17 protein-coding genes and 1 pseudogene are annotated in these 22144 nt (G+C 72.4%); 6 read left to right on the top strand and 12 right to left on the bottom strand.

The window, feature by feature from the left end:
* Positions 1 to 11: 11 nt before the first annotated feature.
* The 3 genes and pseudogenes from ACWC91_RS00270 to ACWC91_RS00260 form a co-directional block, all read right to left on the bottom strand.
* Positions 12 to 1838: a glycosyl hydrolase family 18 protein gene (locus tag ACWC91_RS00270; RefSeq protein ID WP_450643057.1), complete on the bottom strand. Its 1827-nt coding sequence runs from the start codon at positions 1836 to 1838 to the stop codon at positions 12 to 14.
* Between the two features lie 167 nt (positions 1839 to 2005).
* Positions 2006 to 2648: pseudogene (locus ACWC91_RS00265) on the bottom strand (response regulator).
* A complete protein-coding gene (locus tag ACWC91_RS00260; protein WP_450643059.1) occupies positions 2645 to 3820 on the bottom strand; it encodes a sensor histidine kinase in 1176 nt (391 codons plus the stop codon). Before ACWC91_RS00260 ends, ACWC91_RS00265 begins: the two are co-directional and overlap by 4 nt.
* Positions 3821 to 3971: 151 nt before the next feature.
* Between ACWC91_RS00260 and ACWC91_RS00255 the strand changes: the two genes are divergently transcribed.
* Complete coding sequence (locus ACWC91_RS00255) at positions 3972 to 4550, top strand: hypothetical protein (RefSeq protein ID WP_225075594.1); 579 nt, start codon at positions 3972 to 3974, stop codon at positions 4548 to 4550.
* Positions 4551 to 4595: 45 nt separating this feature from the next.
* On the opposite strand, the gene ACWC91_RS00250 is transcribed toward ACWC91_RS00255, so the two are convergent.
* Complete coding sequence (locus ACWC91_RS00250; RefSeq protein WP_225075595.1) at positions 4596 to 5168, bottom strand: cob(I)yrinic acid a,c-diamide adenosyltransferase; 573 nt, start codon at positions 5166 to 5168, stop codon at positions 4596 to 4598.
* Positions 5169 to 5447: 279 nt separating this feature from the next.
* Between ACWC91_RS00250 and ACWC91_RS00245 the strand changes: the two genes are divergently transcribed.
* The 3 genes from ACWC91_RS00245 to ACWC91_RS00235 all read left to right on the top strand — a co-directional run bounded on the left by ACWC91_RS00245 (position 5448) and on the right by ACWC91_RS00235 (position 9711).
* Positions 5448 to 6296: a 3-hydroxyacyl-CoA dehydrogenase family protein gene (locus ACWC91_RS00245; protein ID WP_225075596.1), complete on the top strand. Its 849-nt coding sequence runs from the start codon at positions 5448 to 5450 to the stop codon at positions 6294 to 6296.
* 145 nt (positions 6297 to 6441) lie between these two features.
* A complete protein-coding gene (locus ACWC91_RS00240) occupies positions 6442 to 6765 on the top strand; it encodes an STAS domain-containing protein (RefSeq protein WP_225075597.1) in 324 nt (107 codons plus the stop codon).
* 288 nt (positions 6766 to 7053) lie between these two features.
* Positions 7054 to 9711 (top strand): ATP-binding protein, encoded by a 2658-nt coding sequence (locus ACWC91_RS00235; protein WP_450643061.1) that lies wholly within the window; start codon positions 7054 to 7056, stop codon positions 9709 to 9711.
* 77 nt (positions 9712 to 9788) lie between these two features.
* On the opposite strand, the gene nucS is transcribed toward ACWC91_RS00235, so the two are convergent.
* On the bottom strand, positions 9789 to 10460 hold the full coding sequence (gene nucS, locus ACWC91_RS00230; RefSeq protein ID WP_225075599.1) for an endonuclease NucS: 672 nt from the start codon (positions 10458 to 10460) through the stop codon (positions 9789 to 9791).
* 300 nt (positions 10461 to 10760) lie between these two features.
* Here nucS and ACWC91_RS00225 point away from each other — a divergent pair, with 300 nt between their 5' ends.
* Complete coding sequence (locus ACWC91_RS00225; protein WP_225075600.1) at positions 10761 to 11153, top strand: SCO5389 family protein; 393 nt, start codon at positions 10761 to 10763, stop codon at positions 11151 to 11153.
* Between the two features lie 84 nt (positions 11154 to 11237).
* On the opposite strand, the gene ACWC91_RS00220 is transcribed toward ACWC91_RS00225, so the two are convergent.
* Positions 11238 to 12266, bottom strand: a complete 1029-nt coding sequence (locus ACWC91_RS00220) for an LLM class flavin-dependent oxidoreductase (protein ID WP_225075601.1) — start codon at positions 12264 to 12266, stop codon at positions 11238 to 11240.
* Between the two features lie 223 nt (positions 12267 to 12489).
* Here ACWC91_RS00220 and ACWC91_RS00215 point away from each other — a divergent pair, with 223 nt between their 5' ends.
* Positions 12490 to 12831, top strand: coding sequence for an ATP/GTP-binding protein (locus tag ACWC91_RS00215; protein ID WP_225075602.1), 342 nt, complete (start codon positions 12490 to 12492; stop codon positions 12829 to 12831).
* 181 nt (positions 12832 to 13012) lie between these two features.
* Here ACWC91_RS00215 and ACWC91_RS00210 read toward each other — a convergent pair whose 3' ends face one another.
* From ACWC91_RS00210 to scy, 6 genes are all read right to left on the bottom strand, one after another.
* The gene (locus ACWC91_RS00210; protein WP_281155212.1) at positions 13013 to 13888 is read right to left on the bottom strand and encodes an ABC transporter permease subunit; all 876 of its coding nucleotides are present in this window, start codon (positions 13886 to 13888) and stop codon (positions 13013 to 13015) included.
* A complete protein-coding gene (locus ACWC91_RS00205; RefSeq protein ID WP_450725741.1) occupies positions 13885 to 15207 on the bottom strand; it encodes an ATP-binding cassette domain-containing protein in 1323 nt (440 codons plus the stop codon). The genes ACWC91_RS00210 and ACWC91_RS00205 overlap by 4 nt, the downstream gene beginning before the upstream one ends.
* A 112-nt stretch (positions 15208 to 15319) precedes the next feature.
* Positions 15320 to 16090 (bottom strand): ABC transporter permease, encoded by a 771-nt coding sequence (locus ACWC91_RS00200; protein ID WP_225075605.1) that lies wholly within the window; start codon positions 16088 to 16090, stop codon positions 15320 to 15322.
* A 3-nt stretch (positions 16091 to 16093) separates the two neighbouring features.
* A complete protein-coding gene (locus ACWC91_RS00195) occupies positions 16094 to 17062 on the bottom strand; it encodes an ABC transporter ATP-binding protein (RefSeq protein ID WP_450644351.1) in 969 nt (322 codons plus the stop codon).
* A gap of 103 nt (positions 17063 to 17165) precedes the next feature.
* The gene (locus ACWC91_RS00190; protein ID WP_141358294.1) at positions 17166 to 18101 is read right to left on the bottom strand and encodes a coiled-coil domain-containing protein; all 936 of its coding nucleotides are present in this window, start codon (positions 18099 to 18101) and stop codon (positions 17166 to 17168) included.
* A gap of 181 nt (positions 18102 to 18282) precedes the next feature.
* Complete coding sequence (gene scy, locus ACWC91_RS00185; protein ID WP_450644353.1) at positions 18283 to 22128, bottom strand: polarized growth protein Scy; 3846 nt, start codon at positions 22126 to 22128, stop codon at positions 18283 to 18285.
* Between the last annotated feature and the right edge of the window lie 16 nt (positions 22129 to 22144).

Genomic DNA, 22144 nt, shown 5'->3' with positions numbered 1-22144 from the left:
CCGGTGGACCCTTACGACAGACCGCTGTTGATGGCGTTCACCAGTTCGCCGTTGCTGGTGTCACCGCTGAACTCCCAGAAGAAGGCGCCGCCCAGGCCCTGGGTCTTCGCCCAGGACATCTTGGTGCCGATGGTGGCGGGGGTGTCGTAGGACCACCAGTTGCTGCCGCACTTCGCGTAAGCCGTGCCCGCGATGGTGCCGGTGGCCGGGCAGGACGTCTTGAGCACCTTGTAGTCCTCGATGCCCTGCTCGTACGTACCGGCCGCCGGGCCCGTGGCCGTGCCGCCCGGGGCGTCCTGGGTGACGCCGGTCCAGCCGCGGCCGTACAGGCCGATGCCCACGAGCAGCTTGCTCGCCGGTACGCCCTTGGCCTTGTACTTGGCGATCGCGTCGGCCGTGGTGAAGCCGGCCTGCGGGATGCCGTTGTAGGAGGTGAGCGGGGAGTGCGGGGCGGTGGGGCCCTTCGCGTCCCAGGCGCCGAAGAAGTCGTACGTCATCACGTTGTACCAGTCGAGGTACTGCGCCGCCCCGCCGTAGTCGGCGGCGTCCACCTTGCCGCCGGAGGTGCCGTCGGCGGAGACGGCCGCCGTGACCAGGGCGCTGTTGCCGAACTTGGCCCGCAGCGCGGCCGCCACGTTCTTGATGGCCGCCGGCCCGCTGGTGTCACAGGTCAGGCCGCAGGCGTTGGGGTACTCCCAGTCGATGTCGATGCCGTCGAACACATCGGCCCAGCGGGAGTCCTTCACCAGGTCGTAGCAGGACTGGGCGAAGGCCGTCGGGTTCTTGGCCGCGTCCGCGAAGCCGCCGGACCAGGTCCAGCCGCCGAAGGACCACAGCACCTTGATGTTCGGGTACTTGGCCTTCAGCTGGCGCAACTGGTTGAAGTTGCCGCGCAGCGGCTGTTCCCAGGTGTCGGCGACGCCGCTGACCGACTGGTCGGCGGTGAACGCCTTGTCGTAGTCGGCGTAGGAGTCGCCGATCGTGCACTTGCCGCCGGTGACGTTGCCGAAGGCGTAGTTGATGTGCGTGATCTTCGAGGCGGAGCCGGACGTCACGATGTTCTTGACGTTGTAGTTGCGGCCGTAGATGCCCCACTCGGTGAAGTAGCCGAGCCGGACCTTGTTGCCGGGCGGGGGAGTGCCGCCACCGCCGCCGGTGGTGCGCACCGCGACCGAGCCGCTGACCGGGCCGGTCTGGTTGGCGGTGTCACGGGCCTGGACGCTGTAGGAGTAGTCGGTGCCCGCGGTCAGCCCGGTGTCCGTGTACGAGGTCGTCGTCACGGTCGCGACCGTCCTGCCGTCGCGCAGCACGTCGTAGTTCTTGACGCCCTTGTCGTCGGTGGCCGCGCCCCAGGTGAGCTTCACCGAGGTGTCGGTGATGTTCGAGGCGGTCGGGGTGCCCGGCGCGGAGGGCGGGTTGTCACCGGGTACCGTGCTGCCGCCGTCACAACTTCCGCCGTTGAGCTTGCAGTTGCTGGGGGATCCGGCGCCGGCGCCGTTGAAGCCGAAGGAGACGGAGGCGCCCGGGGCGAGGGTGCCGTTGTAGGACTTGTTCTTGGCGGTCCAGTGGGTGCCGGAGCTGGTCACGTCCGCGTCCCAGGCGGAGGTGACGGACGTACCGGAGGGGAAGTCCCACTCGATCGTCCACGAACTGATGCTCGTGGTGCTGGAGTTGGTCACCGTCCACTTGCCCTCGAAGCCGGTGCCCCAGTCCTGGGTCTTGGCGTAGGTGGCGGTGGCCGATGCCGCGGCCTGAGCGGAGCCCGCGAGGCCGACCATCCCGGCCAGCGGGAGCAGCAGGGTCGCGAACCCGGCCGCGGCTCTGTGTCTGAAGCGCATACCGCGCCTCCTCTTGTGATGTCGCCTGCGGGGAGCTATGGCCGCCCCTTCGGCGGTGGGGGTTGTGGTCGGGGGGCGTGACTGAGCCATCACGCCCCCCGGTGCCGCGAGAATAGAAAGGTCTGGACCACGGGTCAATAGGTCTGGACCAGTTGTCCCGTTGCTCCTCAGATCCCCAACTCCTGGGCCAGCACCGCCGCTTGGACCCGGCTGCGCAGCTCCAGCTTGCCCAGCAGGCGGCTGACGTGGGTCTTCACGGTGCCCTCCGCGAGGTCCAGGCGGAGGGCGATCTCCGCGTTGGACAGCCCCTCACCCAGGCACGACAGCACCTCGCGCTCCCGGGGGGGTGAGGGTGCCCAGCGCGGCCGGCGCCGCCTTCGCCTCCCGTGCCGGTCCGGCGGCGAACTCCGCGATCAGACGCCGTGTGACGGCGGGTGCGACGATCCCCTCCCCGCGCGCCACCGTGCGCACCGCTTCCACCAGCTCACGCGCCTCGGCGTCCTTGAGCAGGAAGCCGGCCGCCCCGGCGCGCAGCGCCCCGAAGACGTACTCGTCGAGGTCGAAGGTGGTGAGCACGAGGACGTCCGCCAACTGCTCCGCGACCACCTGCCGGGTCGCCGACACCCCGTCCAGCCGCGGCATCTGGATGTCCATCAGCACCACGTCCGGACGCAGCTCGCGGGCCAGCGCGACCGCCCGCTCGCCGTCCGCCGCCTCGCCGGCCACTTCGATGCCGGGCGCGCTGCGCAGGATCAGGACCAGCCCGGCGCGGACGGCGGACTGGTCCTCGGCGACGAGGACACGGATCATGCGGTATCTCCTTCGCCGTCGCCCAGGGGCAGGGTGGCACGGACGGTCCAGACGGCGCCCTCGGGACCGGCCGCGAACGCGCCACCGAGCAGCGTGGCCCGCTCCCGCATCCCGGTCAGACCGGCACCGGAGCCCGGGGCGCGCGGCCCGCCCCGGCGCCCGTAGGGGCTGGTCACCGCCACCTCGAGCGCGCCGTCACGCCGGGCCAGAGCGACGGTGACGAGGCCCGGAGCCGCGTGCTTGAGGGCGTTGGTCAGCGACTCCTGCACGATCCGGTACGCCGCCAGCTCCACCGGTGTCGGCACCTCGCCGTGCCGGGCGTCGAGCGTCACCTCGAGACCGTTGCCGCGTGCCGCCTCGGCCAGCGCCTCGAGACCGTCCAGGGTCGGTGCGGCGGCCGGGGCGTGCTCGTCGCCGCTGTCGCGCAGGATGCCGATCAACCGCCGTATCTCCGCCAGTCCTTCGACGCTGTTCTCCCGGATCACGGTGAGCGCCTGCCGCGAGGTCTCCGGGTCGTCCAGGGACAGCGCGGCCGTGGATTGGATGGCGATGGCGGACATGTGGTTGGCGATCATGTCGTGCAACTCCCGTGCGACCCGGGCTCGTTCGGCGACGATCGCCTGTGTGCGGTCCATGTCCGCGAGCAGCGCGGTCTGTTCGGCCCGCAGCCGCTCGGCGACCGCCGTGTCACGGTGGTTGCGCACCACCCAGCCGGTGGCCGCCGGCACCAGGCTGACCAGGGCGACGCCCACGCCAAGCAGGAGTGTCTGCGGCGTGCGCCAGACCACGAGGGGCACGACCGTGCCGATCACCGTGAGCAGACCGGTGATCCAGGGAAGGCGGCGGGCGAGGGCGGGCGGGCCGTAGAGCACCGCCGCGTAGACCAGATCGGTGAACATCACCACGGTGGCCAGGCTGCCCCGCGTCGGGAGGTCCGCGACGACCGCCGCGGTGCCGACGAGCAGGGCGGGCCCCGGCCGGGTCCGGCGCAGCAGCTCGCACCCCGCCATCACCAGCAGCGGGACGGCGACCGCCCAGTCCTGGTCCAGGACGGAGGCCGGGGCGTGGCGGGCGCGGGTGTGCAGCCCGATGCCGAGCAGCGCCAGTCCGCCGACCAGTCCGCCCACGGCGATGTACACGTCGTGGCGGTGTGGGCGGAGTCCTCGGGCCATGCGTCCATCCAACACGGGGGAGCGGTCGGCCGCCTGATGCCCCGGGAGGGTCCGCTCGTACATCGAAGGATGCACGAGCGGTTCGTCACCGCCGACGACGCGGCGGACGCGGTCCGCCGCCAGCCTGGAGGAGGAACCGAGAGGAGCAATCGTGATCGTCGCGCTGATCATCGCCTGCGAGGTGGGCTTCTGGGTACTGCTGGCGCTGGGCCTGACCGCCCGCTACCTCCTGCGGTGGCGCCGCACCGGCATGGCCCTGCTGCTGTGCGAGCCGATGCTGGAACTGGTCCTGTTCGCGGTCACCGCCGTCGATCTGAGGAACGGCGCGGTGCCCGGCTGGGAGCACGGACTGGCCGCCCTGTACATCGGCTTCACCGTCGGCTACGGCCACTACACCGTCGGCCGGCTCGACGCCCACGCGGCCCACCGCCTGGCCGGCGGCCCGCGCCCCGGGAAACCGCCCCGTCACGGACTGGCCCGGGCACGCCACGAGGGCGGCCTCTGGCTGCGCACCCTCGTCGCGTCGTGCGTCTCCCTCGCCCTGCTCCAGGCGGCGGTCCTGTACGTCGGCGACCCGTCCGCCACCGAGCCGCTCAGGTCCTGGCAGGGGACGACGCTGCGCATCGCCGGGATCCACGGGCTGATCGCGCTGTCGTACCTGCTCTTCCCCAAGAAGGCTCCGGCCGAGTCGGCCCGTCCGGACGAGGAGCGCACACCGGCCGGACGGTGAGCGGGCACCGGGCGGGTGCGGGTCGTCCCTGGCGGGGAGGAGCGCTCAGCGTTCGCCGCCTGGTACCCACAGCACGTCCCCGGCAGCTTTGTTGGCCGTGCGCGCCAGGATGAACAGCAGGTCCGACAGCCGGTTGAGATAGGTCGCGGTGAGCGGGTTCATCGTCTCGCCGTGGGCCTCCAGGGCGGCCCAGGTCGAGCGTTCGGCCCGGCGGACCACCGTGCACGCCTGGTGGAGCAGGGCCGCGCCCGGCGTCCCGCCGGGCAGGATGAAGGAGCGGAGCTTGTCGAGCTCGGCGTTGAAGCGGTCGCAGTCCGCCTCCAGCCGGTCGATGTAGAACTGCTCGACCCGCAACGGCGGGAACTCCGGGTTCTCCACCACCGGCGTGCACAGGTCCGCGCCCACGTCGAACAGGTCGTTCTGCACCCGGGTGAGGACCTCGACGACGTCCTCACCGAGCCCGCCCAGCGCGATCGCCGTGCCGAGCACCGCGTTCGCCTCGTTGGCGTCGGCGTACGCGGAGATCCGCAGGTCGGTCTTGGCGACCCTGCTCATGTCGCCGAGGGCGGTGGTGCCCTTGTCCCCGGTCCGGGTGTAGATGCGCGTGAGGTTGACCATGAGGCCAATCTAGACGTTCCCGCGACGGGCGCGGTGCGGCGATTTCACGGTGGCGCCAACCCGGCCCGGGGCGGGAGGATTTCGTGGCCGAGCCCGCCGTACCGGACGTGACGGGCGTCTCACGCCCTGAGACAGTGACACGCATTACTTACGGGTCTCAAGGTCCCGCGCGAGCGCTAATGTCCGCACAGGAGCCATGCGTAAGCAGCGGGTAAGCGCCCGCGCAGTCGTCGTGCAGTCGTTTCGAAGTCGTGCAGTCGTTTCGAAGGGGAGTCGTCAGTGTCACGGAAGCTCGCCGTCATCGGGGCCGGTCTCATGGGGTCCGGCATCGCCCAGGTCGCCGCGCAGGCGGGCTGGGACGTCGTCCTGCGGGACGTCACCGACGAGGCACTGAGGCGCGGCACGGACGGCATCAAGGCCTCGTACGACAGGTTCGTCACCAAGGGCAGGCTGGAGGCGCACGACGCCGACGCCGCCCTCGCCCGCATCACCACGACCACCGATCTGGACGCGGCCGCCGACGCCGACCTCGTGGTGGAGGCCGTCTTCGAGAAGCTCGAAGTCAAGCACGAGATCTTCCGCACCCTCGACAAGCTCGTCCGCGAGGACACGGTGCTCGCCTCCAACACCTCCGCCATCCCGATCACCAAGATCGCGGCCGTGACGGAGCGCCCGGAGCGGGTCGTCGGCGTGCACTTCTTCTCGCCGGTGCCGATGATGCAGCTCGTCGAGCTGGTCCGCGGCTACAAGACGAGCGACGAAACCCTCGCCCGGGCAAGGGAGTTCGCCGAGTCCGTGGGCAAGACCTGCATCGTGGTCAACCGCGATGTGGCCGGCTTCGTGACCACCCGGCTCATCTCGGCGCTCGTCGTCGAGGCGACCAAGCTCTACGAGTCGGGCGTCGCCACCGCCGAGGACATCGACCTCGCCTGCAAGCTCGGCTTCGGCCATGCCATGGGACCGCTCGCCACCGCGGACCTGACCGGCGTCGACATCCTGCTGCACGCCACCGGCAACATCTACACCGAGACCCAGGACGAGAAGTTCGCCCCGCCGGAGCTGATGCGCCGGATGGTTGACGCCGGTGACATCGGGCGCAAGAGCGGGCAGGGCTTCTACAAGCACTGAGACCGCACAAGGGCCACGGGGGTCACCCTCCGGGGTGAATTCGGTATCGGTTCGCTTACAAGCAGCAACCAGACCGCCGCGGAAGCAGTCAGAGGTTGCACAGCCACCGTCACGGAGTACGCCACAGCATTCACGGGGAGCGGATATGCACATCAGGGGCGACCACGCCGAGCTGGTCGTCGGGGGCCGCCTCGACGTCCGCAGCGCGGCGGACGCCCGTACGGTCCTGCACGCGGCCGTCGACGACGGCGTCGGCGACCTGGTGCTCAACCTGTCCGAGCTCGATTCCTGGGACGCCACCGGACTCGGCGTGATCATGGGTGTCCACCGGCGGGCCGGCCGCTGCGGCCGGCGCCTGGTGCTGCGTGACGTGCCGCCGCAGATGCAGCGCCTGCTGGTGGCCACCCGGCTGCACCGCATCCTCGCCATCGAGGGCGGTATCGGCGTCGAGTCCCTGCCCCGCGTCTAGACCGGGCCGCGTCACCCCGGTCCGAACAGGTGTGAACCGGGCGACGGGGGAGACCCGGGCGCACGTCGGCGAACCGTACGTGGCGCGCAATCCTCATGAGACCGTGACGTCTCGGGCCGGTCGGTACCCCGGGCTGTCGTGGATACTGGCCGAAGGTTTAGGGTTCGGTCGCCCGCAGCTCAGCGACCCTCGAGCGGGCCCGGACCAGAAGCGACAGCGCGGTGTGCGGCAAGGCCGGGAGGGGCCGGCCATGTCCGGCACACGACGCTTTTGGGGGGCTTGGAACCTATGGACCCGAACACCCGGGAACCCGAGGACATGGGCCATGGCGGCGACGGCCACGTGCCGGGCCGGCGCCCGCCCAGGGATTCCCTCGCATCCGACTTCGTCCAGCACGCGCCCGCACCGGCCCGCACGGCGCGGCTCGTCTCGGGCGACTTCCTGTTCACTGTCAACCCCGTGGACGGCAGCGAGATCGAGGCCTGCCCGCCCGGGGAGCACCCCGACCGGCCGCGCAAGTACACACCGGCCGAGCGCGCCGAGCACGACCGCGTGGCGGGGCCGCCCGTACCGGCGGGCCCGGCGCCGTCCGCCCAGCCGCTCCTGGAACGCCAGGACGGGCGCGAGCAGCTCGTGCGGCTGCTCGCCCGCGGCCGCTCCGTACGCCTGACCGGGCCGGGCGGCTCCGGCCGGACCAGCCTGCTCGACCTCGTCGCCGACGACTGCTCGGACCTCGCCCCCGACGGCGTCGTCCGCCTCACCGGCCACCGCCGCACCGCCGGCGACCTGCTCCACGACCTCTTCCACGCGGTGTACAGCGCGCCGCGGTACCGGCCCGACCGGGACGAACTGCTCGCGTACGTCCGGGAGATCGGCGCGGTCGTCGTGGTGGACGACATCGAGGTCGGCGGCGGCGCGCTCGACGAGCTGATCGACGCCACCCCCGAATGCGCCTTCCTGATCAGCGCGACCCCGGACGTGCCCGCGCCGTCCGCCGAGTCGGAGGTCGAGGAGGTCTCCCTCAGCGGCCTGGACCGGGCCGGCGGAGTCGAACTCATCGAGCGCGCCGTCGCCCGTGTGCTCTCCGAGGAGGAGGCCAACTGGGCCGGGGACCTCTGGTTCGAGTCCGAGGGCCTGCCGCTGCGCTTCGTGCAGGCCGGTGCCCTGCTGAGCCAGCACGACCACCTGAGGGCCGGCACCAGCGCCGTCGAGGAGTTCGGCGTCTTCGAGGACGCGCCGCCCGCGGACGCCGTCCTGGACGGGGGCGACGGCGACGCCGTACCCCTGCCCTCGCTCGGCGAGGCCGCCGCGCCCGCGCCGCTGCTCGCCTCCCGGCTGAGCGCCTCCGCGCGGGCCACGCTGCGGTTCGCCGTCGCGCTCGGCGGCGAGGTGCCCCACCAGTCGCACCTGCCCGCGCTGGTCGGCGACACCCACGCCGACGCCGCGCTCGGCGAGCTGGCGAGCTGCGGCCTGGTCTCCCCGGCCGGCTCCCGCTACCGGCTCGCCGCCGGTGTGCTGACCCAGCTGGAGGCCGCCGGATACGGCGACGACGCCGAGGAGCAGGCCCTCACCGCGGCCCGCCACTACACCTGGTGGGCCGGCCACCCCTCGGTCACCCCGGAGCGGGTGTGCGCCGAGGCGGACGCCGTGCTCGCCGCGCTGGCCGTGCTGGTGCCGGTCACCACGCCGTCCGCCGGGGAGGAGGAGAGCACGGCCGTACGGTTCGCCCGCACCGCCGCCCCCGCGTTCGCCGCGGGCCTCGACTGGAACGCCTGGGAACGGGCGCTGCGTTACGGCACCGAGGCCTCCCGGCTCGCCGGCGAGGTCGCCGAACAGGCCTACTTCCACCACGAGCTGGGCATCTTCGCGCTCTGCGGCGGTCAGCTGGACCGGGCCCGCGCCGAACTGGAGGCCTCCATCGGGCTGCGCGGCGCGCTCGCCGACAAGCGCGGCACGGTCGCCGGGCGCCGCGCCCTCGCCCTGGTCACCGACCGCTCCGGTACGGCGGTGGGCCTCGGCGCGACGGCGGGCGAGGAGGTGCCGGACGCCCGCACCGAGGAGTCGGCGTCCCCGCCGGGCGGGGTGCCCGCGCCCTTCCCGGCGCTCCAGCAGTCCGGCGGTGCCCCTTCCACGCTGGTCACCCACCAGGCGTCGGCCCCGGGTTCGCCGCACGCCCCGGCCAAGCACCGCGTCGGCATCAAGGGCCTGGCCCGGCGCAACCTCGTGGCGGCCGGCGCGGGCGCGCTGCTCGCGGCCGTCCTCGGCACGGTGGTCACGCTCGGCGCCACTTCCCAGAACACCCCCGACGCCCCCTCCGACAACGTCAATCCGTCCGCCGGCCAGGACGTGGACGACGGCAGCCTGGGCGCCGACACGCCGAAGCAGGACCGCAGCGGGGGAGGCGACACGGGCACGGCGACCAGCCGTCCGACGGACCCGGGCCACAGCTCCGTCTCCGGCACGTCCGAGGACCCGGCGCCGGGCGGCGCCGAGCCGTCGGAGAGCCTCGCGCCGTCGGGCGGCGGCACGTCCTCGGGTTCCTCGTCCAAGCCCCCGAAGCCGTCGGGGCCCGCCGACTCGTCGGGCGGCGGCACCGGCGGGAAGACCGGTGGGACGACCGGCGGGAACCCCGGGGGTTCCACGGGCGGCGGCACACCGGGCGGAGGCAGCGGAGGCTCTTCCGGCGGCGGCACCGGAGGCCCCACGAGCGGCGGCTCCACCGGCGGCGGCACCGGCGATCCCACGGGTGGGAGCAGCGGAGAACCCAGCGGCGAGCCCTCGGGAGGGAGCACCACGGGCCCCACCGGCGGCGCCGACACCGGTTCGTCCGGAGAGCCGTCCGGAGGCACCTCGGCGCCGACGTCCGGCCTTTCGGCCGGCCCGCCGGCCGACGCCTCCGAGAGCGGCGCGGCCACGGAGTCGTCCGACACGGCGACGCTCGCCTGATCCACGAAGAACCGGGGGCCGGGTCCGTACGACACGGACCCGGCCCCCGGCGCCGTACGAGCGCCCTGCGGCCGTCCTCAGAACAGGCGCAGCTTGTCGTCCTCGATGCCGCGCAGGGCGTCGTAGTCCAGTACCTGGCAGCCGATGCCGCGATCGGTGGCGAGGACGCGGGCCTGTGGCTTGATCTCCTGGGCCGCGAAGACGCCGCGGACCGGGGCGAGGTGGGGGTCGCGGTTCAGCAGTTCGAGGTAGCGGGTGAGCTGTTCCACGCCGTCGATCTCGCCGCGCCGCTTGATCTCGACCGCGACCGTCCGGCCCTCGGCGTCCCGGCACAGGATGTCGACCGGGCCGATGGCCGTCATGTACTCGCGGCGGATCAGCGTGTAGCCCTCGCCGAGCGTCTCGATGCGGTCGGCGAGCAGTTCCTGGAGGTGCGCTTCCACGCCGTCCTTGATCAGCCCCGGATCCACGCCGAGTTCGTGCGAGGAGTCGTGCAGGACCTCCTCCATCGTGATGATGAGCTTCTCGCCCGCCTTGTTGACGACGGTCCAGACGCCCTCCTCGTCACCGGTGCCCTCCTTGAGCGTGCACGGCGGGGACATCCAGTTCAGCGGCTTGTAGGCGCGGTCGTCCGCGTGGATCGAGACGCTGCCGTCCGCCTTGACCAGGATCAGACGGGGCGCTGACGGCAGATGGGCGGTGAGCCGGCCGGCGTAGTCGACGGCGCACCGGGCAATGACGAGACGCATGGTCGGCAACGCTACTGGACGGACGGCGGTGCGCGCGATTCGCCCGGGGGCCTTCCGCCGGGCGGCCGCCGGGACCCCTCGTGAGGCGCCCCATTTTTCCCTGGATCACCCGTGTTCACTTGTGGCCGATTGTGTGCCCAACTAGCCCGGTCTGTATATGCATTCGCCTAGTGGGCGTCCGTTCTTGTGCCTACCGTAGTGAACGGGAGGTCGCGACCCGTGTACTCACCGTGTCGGGAGTCGCGTGCCCCCTTATCTGTCCGGCAACCCCTGTCGTTCGGGGGTGCGAGAGGAGAACCCATGTCGCTCGACGTCTCACCGGCCCTACTCGAAGCGGCCGAGCGAGGCGAGGTCGACGAAGCTGACTTCGTCGACTGCGTCCGGACCTCCCTGCCCTACGCGTGGGAGATGATCAGCTCCCTGGTGGCCCAGCTGAAGGTGGACGGCGGCCAGTTCGCCGACAACCAGACGCCCCCGCCGGACGAGCAGGCACGCGGTCAGCTGCTGCGTGCGCTGGCGAGTGACGCCATACGCGGCGCGCTTCAGCGGCACTTCGGTGTACGGCTCGCCTTCCAGAACTGCCACCGGGTGGCGGTGTTCCCGCTGGACGCCTCGGTCGACGAGACGCTGGCCCGTTTCACCTCGGTGCGCAACCAGCTCCTCAACCAGTCCCCGGAACTGCGGGACTGCTGACATCGTGAGTCGCCTGCTTGCCGCTCCGTGCGCGGGAGGTGCTTGGAGTACAGGGGCGGCAAGCCTCCCACGGCGCGCTCACGGTCAGCGGAGGCGGGGCAGTACCTCGGCGCCGAGCCGTCGCAGGTTCTCCTCCGTGGCCGCCAGATCACCCGAGCCCTCCGTGAGCAGGGCGAAGCGGGAGATGCCGGTCCGCTCGGAGGTCGCCGCGAGCCGGTCGGCGCACAGCTGCGGGGTGCCCACCGGGTGCAGCCCGCAGAGCAGTTCGGTGTACTCCAGCGGATCGCGCATCCCGCGGGTCCGGCCGTCCACGGTGACATGGGCGTCCAGCCCCTGTTTCAGCCAGCCCGGCATCGCCTTCAGCAGCGTCTCCACCGCGTCCGTGCGCCGGTCCGCGATCTGGCAGACGCCCGCCGAGACATGGGCGGCACCCCGGACCTCCTCGCCCGGCCGGCCCGCCGCCCGCGCGCACCGCTGCCACAGGGCGACCATCTCGGCCTTCTCCTCGTCCCCGATGTGCATGCCCAGCAGCATCGGCAGCCCGCGCTCGGCGGCCAGCCGCACGCTCGCCGGGGAGGTGCAGGCGACGACGACCTCGGGACCCGGGACCTGTTCCAGTGCCTCCGACGGGCGCGGTACGACGGGGACCTCGCGGAAGGCGAACCGCTCTCCCGAGGCCGACACCGACGGCTCACGGAGCCAGCGCACCAGCAGGTCCAGCGACTCCGGGAACCCGTTCTCGTACGCCTCCAGTCCCATGCCGAACACTTCCAGGTCCACCCACGGGCCGCCGCGCCCGACGCCGAGCGAGAACCGCCCGCCGCTCGTCATGTGCAGCAGCGCCGCCTGCTCGCCGAGCGCGACCGGGTGGACCGTGGGCAGTACGCTGACCGCCGTGCCCACCCGCAGACGGCGGGTGCGGCCGAGCAGCAGCGCGGCCAGGGTGATCGCCGACGGACACGTCCCGTACGGGACGAAGTGGTGCTCGCCCAGCCAGACCGCGTCCAGCCCGGCCTCCTCGGCGACCTCCGCGGACCGGACCGCCCGGTGCAGCGCCTCGCCTTGGCCCTGCCCGGGGAACTGGGCCGCCAGCACGAAACTTCCTACGCGCATTGCTCTTTCCTGCTTCCTCGGCTCCGACACGGAGCTCCCCCACCCGGCATAACCGGGCGACACGTGCCGAGGACACGGCCTGGCGAAGAGATATGCGGATTGTCTGCGGAATGGGTCGTCCGGGAAGGGGACTTGTGGTGGTTGGTTCTCCTTACCCGGCCGTAGCGGCGCCGCGTAGGCTGGAGAAGGTCCCTGTCTTCCCTACGGCTTCGTGAGGTGTCCCGTGTCCCCCCGCCGCAATCGACCCAAGGATGGGAGAGGCGCAGCCTCGTCCGGCTGGAGCGCCGAGGACGACACCGCGGGCCGCTACGGCGGCTGGCAGTCCACCGAGAGCTGGCAGGACGAGGACTTCAGCGTGCGCCATGTAGCGGGCTCCAGCACCGACGGCAAGACGTACCGCTGCCCCGGCTGCGACCAGGTGATCCCCTCCGGCGTCCCGCACGTGGTGGCCTGGCCCCAGCACGCGGGCGTGGACGACCGCCGGCACTGGCACAAGGCGTGCTGGAACGCCAAGGACCGCCGCACCACGCGGGTGCAGCGGTCCCGTAACGCGCCGCGGTTCTAGTGCCCCGGCAGGCAACGCTCGCCCCGTCTCGACGCCCGGCACGCACTCTCGCCGCACCGCCCGAAAGCCCAAGTACATCCAGTACGAGGACTTCCGGCCGGCACACCGAGAGCACGCACCGGACGCCGCTCCTTGACGGGCAAGCTTTGCCTGCCACGGCACTAGCCGCGGTTCCAGTCGCTCAGACGTCCCGGCTCCGCAGCAGGGCCCAGGCCCCGGCGAACGCGACGGCCGTCGCGCCCAGCAGGATCCACAGCGGGTCCCAGCCGGTCGGGCCCGAATCGGTGAGGGAGTTGGAGTAGAAGACGCTCAGCTGGTTCGGGATCGAGTACTCGAACAGGAACTGGCGCACCTTCTCCAGCGAACGCGTGAACATGAACAGCGCGATCACCAGCGGGGCGAGCACGACACCGATCATGATCGTGATGGCGCCCGCCGAGTGCCGCAGCACCGAGCCGATGACGAGCGAGAACAGCCCGAGCAGGGCCATGTAGAGGCTGACGCCCACCGTGGCCTTGAACCACTCGGCGCCGGTGGGCTGCCGGGCGCCGGCGCTGTCGAGCATGGCCGTCTGCGCGAGGCCGACCAGGCCGGTGCAGACCAGGGTCACCGCGAACGCGACCAGGAAGAACACCACCGCCTTGGCCGTGAGCACCCGCCCACGGCTCGGGCACGCCGTCATCGTGGTCCGGATCATGCCGGTGCCGTACTCCGAGGCCGTGGTCAGCACGCCGAGCGTGATGATGCAGATGCTGCCGAGCAGCAGCCCGAAGAAGCCCAGCGACAGCATGTTCTCGTCGCCGTGTATCTCCCCTGCGGAGTCGGCGATGATCAGGCCGACCAGCACCCCGATCCCGACCACGAGCAGGACGAACACCCCGAGCGTCCACATCGTGGAGCGCACCGACTTGATCTTCGTCCACTCCGAGGCGAGGGCGTGCCCGAGGTGCGTACGGACGACGGGGATCGGCGAGGTGTAGCCGGGCTGGGGGGAACCGGCCGCCGCCTCCCAGGCGGGCGGCGCGGCCTGCGGCACAGGAGTCTGCGGCGTGCTCATCGGGCGTCCTCGGGCTTGGTGGAGTCGGCGGCGGGCGCGGAGGGCTGCGCGGGCGCGGCGGGGGCCTGCGGCGCGGGGGAGACGGCGGGCGCTGCGGCCGGCGCGGCCCATCCGTGCGGCGCGCTGGCGGGCTGGGCGGGCACCTGAGGCGCCTGCGGCGCGCTCTGCGCGTACGGGTTGGGGACGCCCGCGTTCGGGGCGCCGTAGGGGCCGGGGTGGCCCGCGCCCGCAGCGGCGTACGGGTTCGGCTGCGCGCCGGGGGCGCCGTGCGGACCCGCGAACGGCTGTCCGCCCGGCTGGGGCGGTGGCGGCGCGTACCAGCCGGGCTGGCCCTGGCCGGGAACCGGCACGGACGGCTCGGCGCCGGGCGGCAGGGGCTGCATCAGCCCGGCCTTCTGGTCGGTGGTGGAGCGGTAGTCGACGACCCCCTGGGTCATCCGCATGTACGCCTCCTCCAGCGAGGCCTGGTGCGGCGACAGCTCCCACAGGCGTACGTCCGCCTCGTGCGCGAGGTCGCTGATGCGCGGCAGCGGCAGACCGGTCACGCGCAGCGCGCCGTCCTGCTCGGGCAGCACGTGCCCGCCCGCCTCGGTCAGCGCGGACGTCAGCTTCTCCCGCTGCTGCGGCTCGGTGTCGGGCGTGCGGACCCGCGCGAAGTCCGCGGAGTTCGCGGAGATGAAGTCCGTCACACTCATGTCGGCGAGCAGCTGCCCGCGCCCGATGACGATCAGATGGTCGGCGGTCAGCGCCATCTCGCTCATCAGATGGCTGGAGACGAACACGGTCCGTCCCTCCGCCGCGAGCGACTTCATCAGATTGCGCACCCAGAGGATGCCCTCGGGGTCGAGACCGTTCACCGGCTCGTCGAACAGCAGCACCTGCGGGTCGCCCAGCAGCGCGGCGGCGATGCCCAGCCGCTGGCCCATGCCGAGGGAGAAGCCCTTGGAGCGCTTCCTCGCCACGTCCTGGAGGCCGACGACCCCGAGCACCTCGTCGACGCGGCGGGCCGGGATGCCGGACAGCTGCGCCAGGGACAGCAGGTGGTTGCGCGCGGACCGGCCGCCGTGCACCGCCTTCGCGTCCAGCAGGGCGCCGACCTGGCGGGGCGCGTTCGGCAGCGTGCGGTACGGATGGCCGCCGATCGTCACCGATCCCGCGGTGGGGTTGTCCAGCCCCAGGATCATCCGCATCGTCGTCGACTTGCCCGAGCCGTTCGGACCGAGGAAGCCGGTGACGGCACCTGGCCGTACCCGGAAGGAGAGGTTGTGCACGGCGGTCTTGTCGCCATAGCGCTTGGTCAGGCCGACTGCCTCGATCATGCTCCGCACCCATCGAACGGTTCAGGTAAGCGGGGCGCACGCCCCCGTAAGGGTTAGGAGGATATCGGGGCGCTGACGGTTCCGCCCAAAAGAAAGTAAAAGCCTGCCGTGCTCAGGCGTCCCGCTTCCGCAGCAGTACGTACCCTCCGGCGAGCGCCGCGATCACCCACAGCAGCATGATCCCGAGGCCGCCCCAGGGGCCGTAGGGGGTGTCGTCGCCGACTCGCGGAACCACCTGCATGATGCGGCCGCCGGCCTGGTCGGGCAGGAAGCGGCCGATCTTCTTCGTCGCCGAGACGTTGACGAGGATGTTGGAGATCAGGAAGAAGAACGGCATCAGGATGCCCAGCGACAGCATCGGCGAGCGCAGCATCACGGTGACGCCCATCGAGAACATCGCGATGAGGGCCATGTAGAGGCCGCCGCCGACGACGGCGCGCAGCACGCCCGGCTCGCCGAGGGAGGTGCCGAGCGATCCGAGCATCGCCTGCCCGAGGAAGAACGAGGCGAAGCTGGTGACCATGCCCACCACGAGGGCCAGCCCGGTCGCCACCGCCACCTTGCTCGCCAGGAAGGCCCCGCGCTGCGGGACGGCGGCCAGCGAGGTGCGGATCATGCCGGTGCTGTACTCGTTGGACACCACCAGCACCGCGAACACGATCATCGCCAGCTGCCCGAGCCCCATGCCGGCGAAGCTGACGTAGGTCGGGTCGAAGGAGAACCGATCCCGTTCGTCCATGCTGTCGAACGCGTGCTTCGACAGGGCCGAGATCAGCATGCCGAGGGCGATCGTGACGACCGCCGTCAGGGACAGCGTCCACACCGTGGACGCCACCGACCGGATCTTGGTCCACTCGGACCTGATGACCTGAGTCGCCGCCATCGCTCAGCCCTCCTTCTCGCTGTCGGCGCCCGACGGCTGGGCGGGCGCCCCTTCCGGCACGGGCCGGCCGGTGTGCGCGTGGTACTCCACCGCCCCGGCCGTCAGCCGCATGAACGCCTCCTCCAGCGACGACTGCTGACTGCTCAGCTCGTGCAGCACGACCTGGTGCTGTGCGGCCAGCTCGCCGATGCGCTCGGCCTTGCCGCCCTCGACCTGAAGCACCCCGCCCTCGCCCGGCACGGCCGTGATCCCGGCCCCGTGCAGCACGTCGAGCAGACGTTCGTGATGCGGGGTGCGGACCCGGACGTAGGAACGGGAGTTCCTATCGATGAAGTCGGCCATGGAGGTGTCGGCGAGCAGCCGGCCCTGGCCGATGACGACGAGGTGGTCGGCGGTCAGCGCCATCTCGCTCATCAGGTGCGAGGAGACGAACACCGTACGGCCCTGAGCGGCGAGGGACTTCATCAGGCCGCGGATCCAGTGGATGCCCTCGGGGTCGAGGCCGTTGACCGGCTCGTCGAACATCAGGATCCGCGGGTCGCCGAGCAGCGCGCCGGCGATGCCGAGCCGCTGGCTCATGCCGAGCGAGAAGCCCTTCGCCTTCTTCCGCGCCACCGGCGTCAGACCGACGGTGTCCAGGACCTCGTTCACCCGGTGGGTGGGGATGCCGTTGCTCTGGGCGAGGCACAGCAGGTGGTTGTAGGCGCTGCGCCCGCCGTGCATGGCCTTGGCGTCCAGCAGCGCGCCGATGTACGTCAGCGGGTCCCTGAGCTCGTGGTAGTGCCGGCCGTCGATGCGGACGTACCCGGAGGTTGGCCGGTCGAGGCCGAGGATCATCCGCATCGTCGTGGACTTCCCGGCCCCGTTGGGCCCGAGGAACCCGGTGACGGTGCCCGGCGGGACGGTGAAGCTGAGGCCGTCGACCGCCAGCTTCTCTCCGTACCGCTTGGTCAACCCCTCCAGTTCGATCATGCGGGACACGCTAGAACGCCGCGAAGCTCTCCGCCACCCCTGGGGCAGAGAGCTTCGCGGTCAGCGGCGGATGTCAGCCGCGGTCAGGCCCGGTGAACGTGAATCAGCGGGACTGCTGGGCCGGAACGCCGCGGGAGATCGGCTCGTCCTCGGTCGGCGCGCCCGCGGCGGCCACCGCGGCACCGGTGAGGGTCGCCAGCATCTCGCGCACGTTCGTCAGCTGGGCGTTGATGGAGTCGCGGCGGTTGGTGAGCGCAGCGAGCTCGCGCTCGGATTCCGAACGGATACGGTCCGCCTTGGCGTTGGCGTCGGCCACGATGTCCTCGGCCTGGCGCTGGGCCGTCTCCACCGTCTGGCGGGCCCGGCGCTCGGCGTCGGTGCGCAGCTTCTCCGCCTCCAGGCGCAGCTGCTCGGCGCGGTGCTCGATCTCCGCCAGCCGCTTCTCGGCCTTGGCCTGACGGGAGGCCAGGTCGCGCTCGGACTGCTCGCGCCGCTTGGCGAGGTTCGTCTCGAAGTCGGCGGCGGCCTGCGCGGCCTTGGCGCGGGTCTCCTCGAAGAGGGCGTCCGCCTCCTCCCGCTTGGACTGCGCGTCCTTCTGCGCGTCGGCGCGCAGCTGGGAGGCCTCGCCCTTGGCCTTCTCGACGATCCGGACGCCCTCGTCCTCGGCCTTGGCCTTGCGGTCCGAGGCGAAGGACTCGGCGTCGTTGCGGACCTGCTGGGCCGCCGACTCCGCGAGTTCGCGGTGCTGTTCGGCCGCGCGCCGGGCCTCCTCACGCAGGTCCTTGGCCTCCTCCTCGGCGAGGCGGAGGATCTTCTCGACCCGCGCGCCGAGGCCCGCGTACGACGGCTCGGCGTCGCCGACCTGGGCCTGCGCGTTCTGCGTCTCGAGGTGGAGCTCCTCGATGCGCTTCTCCAGGGCGGTGATGCGGGCGAGAGCGCTGTCACGGTCGGAGACGAGCTTGGAGATACGTTCGTCCACCTGAGCGCGGTCGTACCCACGCCGCACAAGCTCGAAGCCGTAGGGGGAAGTGTCGCTCATGGGGTTCCTGTCCGAATGAGACCGGTGAGGTGATAGGTGGAATCCTAGGGGCCGAAGCGGTGTGTCATCGAGCGGATACGTGTTTGATCTGGAGAATGACACCTCTTTTGAGTGGCTGACCGTTTCAAGGCTTGCCAAAGAACCGGTCAAAGCACCCAGAAGGCCGGAATCCGTCTACAGGCTAGCCGTCTGACGACTTGCCACCCGACCGGGGTGCCCCCACCGTCGCGCCGGCCTTCACCGCGCCGTCCTTCCCGGACGGCGCCTCGAACGATTCCAGCGCCTCCAGCACGTCCTGGACCCGGGAGATCTCGGCGTTGATGTCCTCACGCCGGCGCACCAGGATCTCCAGCTCGCGCTTGCCCTCATCGACCGTGCGCCGGGCCTCGCGGACCGCCTCGGCCTTGAGCTCCTCGGCCTCCTTCACGAGCGTGGACTTCTTCTGCTCGGCCTCCTTCAGCAGCCCCTCGGCCTTCTTCACCGCGGCGATCCGCACCTTGCCCGCCTCGGAGTTGGCCTCCGAGACGATCTCCTTCGCCTTGGTCTGCGCCTTGGCCAGCTGCTCCTCGGCCGCCTTGATGAGCGCGTCGCAGCGGTCGCCGGCCGACTTCATCGTCTCGGCCGCCTCGCGGCGGGCCCGCTCGTGCAGCTCCTCGATCTCGGTCGTCAGGCGCTCGCGCAGCTCCTCCGCGCGCTCCCGGATCTGGGTGGCGTCCCGGCGGGCGCCGACGAGCAGCTCGTCCGCGTCCGTACGGGCCTTCTCCACCGTGGTGTTGCCCTCGACCTTCGCCTCGGACAGGATCCGGTCGGCCTCCTTGCGGGCCGCGCCCACCATCGTGTCGGCCTGGGACTCGGCGTCCGCCTTCGTCTTGACCGCGCTCGCCTGTGCCTCGGTGAGCAGCTTGTCGGCCTCGGCGGTGGTCTCGGTGATGAGCGTGTCGACCTGCTCGGCCGCCTCCGAGCGCCGCTTGTTGGCGTCCCGGCGGGCCTCGTCCAGGGTCCGGTCGGCCTCCTCGCGGGCCGTGCCCACCAGCCGCTCGGCCTCCGCCCGCGCCTCGGACCCGACCCGCTCGGACTCGGCGCGGACCCGCTCGGCGTGCGCCTGCGCGGAGCCGACCGTCTCCGCGGCGTCGGCGCGCAGCCGCTCCGCGTCCCCGGTGGCGTCCGAGATCAGCTGCTCCGCCTTGGCGACGGACTCGGCGCGGACCCGGTCCGCCTCCGCGACCGTCTCCGTCTGGAGCCGCTCCGCCTCCGAACGCGCCTCGGAGATGAGCGTGTCCGCCTGGGTGGCCGCCTCCGACCGGATGCGGTTGGCGTCTTCGCGGGCCTCCGCGCGGGTGCGGGAGGCGTCCTGCTCGGCCTGCGCGATGGTGTCGGAGGCCTCGGTGCGCACCCGCTGGGCGTGCTCGGAGACGTCCGCGCGGATCCGCTCCGCCTCCGTGATCGCCTCGGACACGGTCCGCTCGGCGAGCGCCTTGGCGGCCTCGGTCTCCTCCCGGGCCTCGCCGCGCAGCCGGCCCGCGTCCTCGCTCGCCCGCTCCCGCTCGGCGTAGGCGTCGGTGCGGACCCGGTCCGCCTCCTCCTCGGCCTCCCGGCGGGTCCGCTCCGCCGCGTGCTCGGCGGCCGAACGCAGCCCGGCGATCTCCTCCTGCGCCTGCTCGTGCAGCCCGGCTACGGAGTCCCGCACCTGCTGCGCGTGCTGCTCGGCGGCCGACACCATCTCGGTGGCGCGCCGGTCGGCCTCCTCCACCAGACGGGTGGCCTCGGCCTGCGCCTCCTCCACCCGCTTGCGGGCCGAGGCCAGCAGCTCCTCGCTCTGCTCGCGCGCCCGCTCGCGCTCCTGGTCGGCCTCGCCGCGCGCGGCGCCGAGCAGTTCCTCGGCCTCGCGGCGGCGCCGGGCGGCCTCCTCCTGGGCGGCGGCCAGCGTCTCCGACGCCTCCGTGCCCAGCCGCTCCGCGGCGGCCTGCGCCTCCGCGCGCACCCGGTCCGCGGTGTCCTGCGCCTCCGTCCTGAGCCGCTCGGCCTCCGCCGCGGCCTCCGCCCGCAGCCGTACGGCGACGGCCTCGCCCTCGGCGCGGGAGGCGGACGCGTCGGCGGCGGCCTCGGTACGCAGCCGCTCGGCCTCCGTCTCCGCCTGCTGCTGCAGCGTCCGGATGCGTTCGGCGGCCTCGGTGCGCAGCCGCTCGGCCTCCTCCGCCGCCTCACGGCGGATGCGGGAGGCCTCCTCGCGGGCGTCGGTCAGCGCCTTCTCGGCGTCGGCCAGCCGCTCCTCGGCCTCGGTGTGCAGCCGGGTGAGCTCCTCGGTGGCCTCCGCCTTCCGGGCGGCGACCGCCTGCTCGGTCTCCTCGCGCAGCTCGCGCGCGGCCCGCTCGGCGTCCGCCTGGACCGACTCGGCCTGCACGGTGGCCTCGGCGCGGTGCCGCTCGGCCTCCTCGCGGGTGCGCTCCAGGGTCTCCTCGGCCTGCCGGCGCAGCGTGGTGGCCCGCTCGATGGCCTCGGTGCGGACCTTCTCGCTGTCGCTCCGCGCGGTGCCGCGCAGCTCGTCGGCGTCGGCCTTCGCCTTGGCCAGCAGCTCCTCGGCGGACTTGGCCCCCTCCTCGATCTGCACCACGGCCTCGCGCCGGGCCTCGGAGCGGATCTTCTCGCCCTCGGCGACCGCGTCGGCCCGCAGCTGCTCGGCCTCGCCGCGCAGCCGGCGGGCCTCCTCCTGGAGCTCGACCGTCTTGGCGCGGTACTCCTTGGTGTCGTCCTTGGCGGCGCCCTTGAGCTGCTCGGCCAGGTCGTGCGCCTCGGAGCGCAGCCGGTCCGCCTCGGCCTCGGCCTCCTTGCGGATCCGCTCGGCCTCCTCGGCCGCCGCCTTCGTGGTCCCCTTGGCGTCCTCCGACGCCTTGTTCAGCACGTCCTCGGCGGTCTTCGCCGCCTTGGACAGCTGGGTCGCGCTCTCCTCGGCGGTGATCGTACGGGCCTTCTCGGAGGCCTCCGCGACGATCTTCTCCGCCTCGGCGCGGGCGTCCGCGACCAACTGCTCGGCCTCGGACTTGGTGGCCTCGGCCTCCTTGGTGGCCTCCTGGACCAGCCGGGCGACCTGCTCCTTGGCGGTGCGCGTGCGCTGCTCGTTCGCCGACTCGGCGCCGGCGAGCGTCTTGGCCGCGGAATCCTTGGCCTCGGTGACCAGCTTCTCGGCCTCGGTCTGCGCCTTGCGCAGCGCGTCCTCGGCCTCGGCGATGCGCTGCTCGGCGGACCGGCTCAGCTCGGCGGCCTGGCGGCGGGCGGCATCCGACTCGCTGACGGTGGCGGAGCGCAGCCGCTCGGCGTGGTCGGTGGCCTCCTGGGCCTGGCTGGAGGCGGCGTTCAGCAGCCGCTCGGCGTCGGTGCGGGCGCGGCGCAGGATCTGCTCGGCCTCCGCGCGGGCCGCCTCGGCGTCGCTCTGCAGGCGCTGCCGGGCCTCGGCGGCCAGCCGCTCGGCCTCCGCGCGGGCGGCCGACATGGCCTGCTCGGCCTCGGCGCGGGACTCGTCCAGCAGACGCCGGGCCTGCTGCTCGGTGCGGGCGCGCAGCTGCTCCGCCCACGCCACGTTCTCGTTGACGTGCGACTCGACGGTCTGCCGGCGCTCGGCGAGCTCCTGGTCGAGCTGCTGGCGCCGGTTGACCGCCTCGGCGTGCAGCTCGGCCTGAAGGCGAGCGGCCTGCTCCGCGTGCTCCTGGAGGATGCGCTGGGTCTGCGCCCTCGCCTGGCTCAACTCGCGCTCGGCGTCGGCGCGGATCTGATCGGCCTGCACCTGCGCGTTGCGCAGCAACTGCTCGGCCTGGTAGCCGAGGTCGGCGCCGTCGTAGGCGGGCCGGGACATGATGGTGCGGCGCGCCTCGTGCAGCTTGGCGCGCAGCACCTCGACCTGGTAGCCGAGGTCCTCGGCGTGCTGGATCGCCTTCTCCCGCTCGGTCTTCAGCCGATCCATCTCGGCCTCGAACCGAGAGAGGTGGTCGACGTCAGCCGCCGGCTCTCGCTCCTGGCGTTCGTAGCCCCGCACTGCGCGGTCCCATCCG

This window comes from Streptomyces sp. NPDC001204 (genome assembly GCF_053598035.1).
This window is presented reverse-complemented; position numbering and strand designations above follow the sequence as displayed.

Bases quoted from the DNA above. Each gene is read 5' to 3' on its own strand.
- nucS (WP_225075599.1), bottom strand. From the start codon at position 10,460: ATGCGTCTCGTCATTGCCCGGTGCGCCGTCGACTACGCCGGCCGGCTC.
- ACWC91_RS00235 (WP_450643061.1), top strand. From the start codon at position 7,054: ATGGACCCGAACACCCGGGAACCCGAGGACATGGGCCATGGCGGCGAC.
- ACWC91_RS00270 (WP_450643057.1), bottom strand. From the start codon at position 1,838: ATGCGCTTCAGACACAGAGCCGCGGCCGGGTTCGCGACCCTGCTGCTC.
- ACWC91_RS00200 (WP_225075605.1), bottom strand. From the start codon at position 16,090: ATGGCGGCGACTCAGGTCATCAGGTCCGAGTGGACCAAGATCCGGTCG.
- ACWC91_RS00250 (WP_225075595.1), bottom strand. From the start codon at position 5,168: ATGGTCAACCTCACGCGCATCTACACCCGGACCGGGGACAAGGGCACC.
- ACWC91_RS00220 (WP_225075601.1), bottom strand. From the start codon at position 12,266: ATGCGCGTAGGAAGTTTCGTGCTGGCGGCCCAGTTCCCCGGGCAGGGC.
- ACWC91_RS00190 (WP_141358294.1), bottom strand. From the start codon at position 18,101: ATGAGCGACACTTCCCCCTACGGCTTCGAGCTTGTGCGGCGTGGGTAC.
- ACWC91_RS00225 (WP_225075600.1), top strand. From the start codon at position 10,761: ATGTCGCTCGACGTCTCACCGGCCCTACTCGAAGCGGCCGAGCGAGGC.
- ACWC91_RS00240 (WP_225075597.1), top strand. From the start codon at position 6,442: ATGCACATCAGGGGCGACCACGCCGAGCTGGTCGTCGGGGGCCGCCTC.
- ACWC91_RS00205 (WP_450725741.1), bottom strand. From the start codon at position 15,207: ATGATCGAGGCAGTCGGCCTGACCAAGCGCTATGGCGACAAGACCGCC.
- ACWC91_RS00195 (WP_450644351.1), bottom strand. From the start codon at position 17,062: ATGATCGAACTGGAGGGGTTGACCAAGCGGTACGGAGAGAAGCTGGCG.
- ACWC91_RS00260 (WP_450643059.1), bottom strand. From the start codon at position 3,820: ATGGCCCGAGGACTCCGCCCACACCGCCACGACGTGTACATCGCCGTG.
- ACWC91_RS00210 (WP_281155212.1), bottom strand. From the start codon at position 13,888: ATGAGCACGCCGCAGACTCCTGTGCCGCAGGCCGCGCCGCCCGCCTGG.